Origin of the sequence: Morganella psychrotolerans, from assembly GCF_965118875.1 — a bacterium.
Classification (GTDB): domain Bacteria; phylum Pseudomonadota; class Gammaproteobacteria; order Enterobacterales; family Enterobacteriaceae; genus Morganella; species Morganella psychrotolerans_C.
Genome location: NZ_CBCPJD010000039.1, coordinates 1 through 1,756, shown reverse-complemented (window position 1 = coordinate 1,756; position 1,756 = coordinate 1). Strand labels below are relative to the sequence as shown.

The window sequence follows — 1,756 nt, the reverse complement described above, 5'->3', positions numbered from 1 at the left end:
TACCCATGGTTTCAAGGTCGATCATCAGGTGTTTGAATTTGGTCACGTACTGCCCCTTTATAAAATACAATCCAGTGAGTTTTATCGTTTTTGCCTACACGCTGTACGATAGTCGGTTTTTCGTCAGTGAGCGCCAGTATTTCCTTGGTTGGTATCTGGGTTTCATTCCATTTGAACAGCAATGTGCCGTGTGGCCGCAATACCCGGAACGCTTCTCTGAATCCCGCGGCTAAGTCTGAGCGCCAGGCGTTTTTATCCAGCGCACCGTATTTTTTAAACATCCAGCTATTCTTACCAACCCGGACAAGGTGAGGCGGGTCGAATAATACTTGGTGAAATGTTCCATCCGGAAACGGCAGGTTTTTAAAGTCAGCGATAATATCCGGTGTTATTTTTAAAATACGACCGTCGCATAAAATATGTTCTTCGCTTCTGATGTCGCTGAACAGAACGCGTGGGTCTTGCTTGTCGTGCATAAACATCCGGCTACCGCAGCACATGTCGAGTATTGGTTTCATGCGGTCACCTGCTTAAATTCAACCACCCACACCCACGAATTTCTATACCAACTATCCACGCCGTGTATTGACCGCCACAGCTCGGCATATGCGGCTTTTGCTGTTTGATATGGTTGATTATTGTCAGGTACATAAAACCCATTCAACCAATTACCTTCATTACCATAGCGACCAGTGATAATCCCATCAGCTATAGCATCTTCTTCGCTGATATCCTGTAAATGTTCGACACGAACGGCGGTTATTTCCAACAGTATGCGTGAAGCCCAACGGGGCATTTGTGTTGATGACTTCCAGCCATATCTCAGATTATCGTCAGCATCGAAATACTCCGGGAATACGCCACCATCCGCTTTATAGACGCAGTTCTTTATCGACTGGAATGGTTCAGGGTCTTTGTATAATTTATTGGCATTTTCATAATCAACCAGCGGACCCTGCCACGTCTCACGCACCCATAACCGATCACCAATCTTTCCGAGCGGACAGTTAAGGCGAATAGGGTCCCTTAGTAATGGTGAGTCACCAATGGCCCAGCAAGCCTTACCTTCGTCTTTAGCGCAGGTACTGGACATCACCCATCCGTGAAAACTGTAAATGGTCGGTACGGCTTTAATAACCTGCCGCACCTGGCTTTTACGTCCATCCAAAATAGCGCGGACGTCATGGGCTTTTAATGTAATGGCTCTTTCTTTCACAGCGCCCCCTTAATTTCAGAAAATAAAATCACTTTATCTACAGCGGACTCGGCAATTTCTTTATTAGAGATACGCTGGCAGGCGTATCGGATTGCCTCACACGCCCATGCGTAGTGATGCGTTGGTTTGAAGTGCGGACTTAAATTATCCCAATCCCATGGTGATGAGTGTCCATCACATGAATCATCTTCCATATCTGCTTCTGATACGGCATGGCAAAAGGCGTGCTCTGATATGCTTGCGCCGGAATAATTAGAGACAAGTGACTTTAGCTGACCAATACGTGCAGCAAATTCATTGTAAGATGATTTAATTGCTTCTAATGCGCCTTTATCGTTTTCACCATCAAGGAGATCGGCAAGCCATTCTTCTAATGATTCACGGTAATATTTTAGGGTTGAAGATAAATCGACTTCTTTATATGCAGCCGTTACCTCACTGCGACATGATCCCATCTGCAATTTTTCAGCCCAGTACCCGTAATCAATGCGGTCATGATTAAAAAACTGAATCATGTCGTTAATTCTGCTGAACGCCCAC

3 protein-coding genes are annotated in these 1,756 nt (G+C 45.3%); all 3 read right to left on the bottom strand.

Annotation, left to right across the window (positions count from 1 at the left end; translation table 11 throughout):
- Positions 1-11: 11 nt before the first annotated feature.
- Positions 12-518 carry a class I SAM-dependent methyltransferase gene (locus ACMHKJ_RS19130; RefSeq protein WP_413496408.1) on the bottom strand — a complete coding sequence of 169 codons (507 nt, stop codon included), beginning with the start codon at positions 516-518 and terminating at the stop codon, positions 12-14.
- The gene (locus tag ACMHKJ_RS19125) at positions 515-1,216 is read right to left on the bottom strand and encodes a hypothetical protein (protein WP_413496406.1); all 702 of its coding nucleotides are present in this window, start codon (positions 1,214-1,216) and stop codon (positions 515-517) included. The genes ACMHKJ_RS19130 and ACMHKJ_RS19125 overlap by 4 nt, the downstream gene beginning before the upstream one ends.
- On the bottom strand, positions 1,213-1,756 hold a 544-nt coding region (locus ACMHKJ_RS19120; protein ID WP_413496405.1), incomplete at its 5' end, for a hypothetical protein. The genes ACMHKJ_RS19125 and ACMHKJ_RS19120, both read right to left, overlap by 4 nt.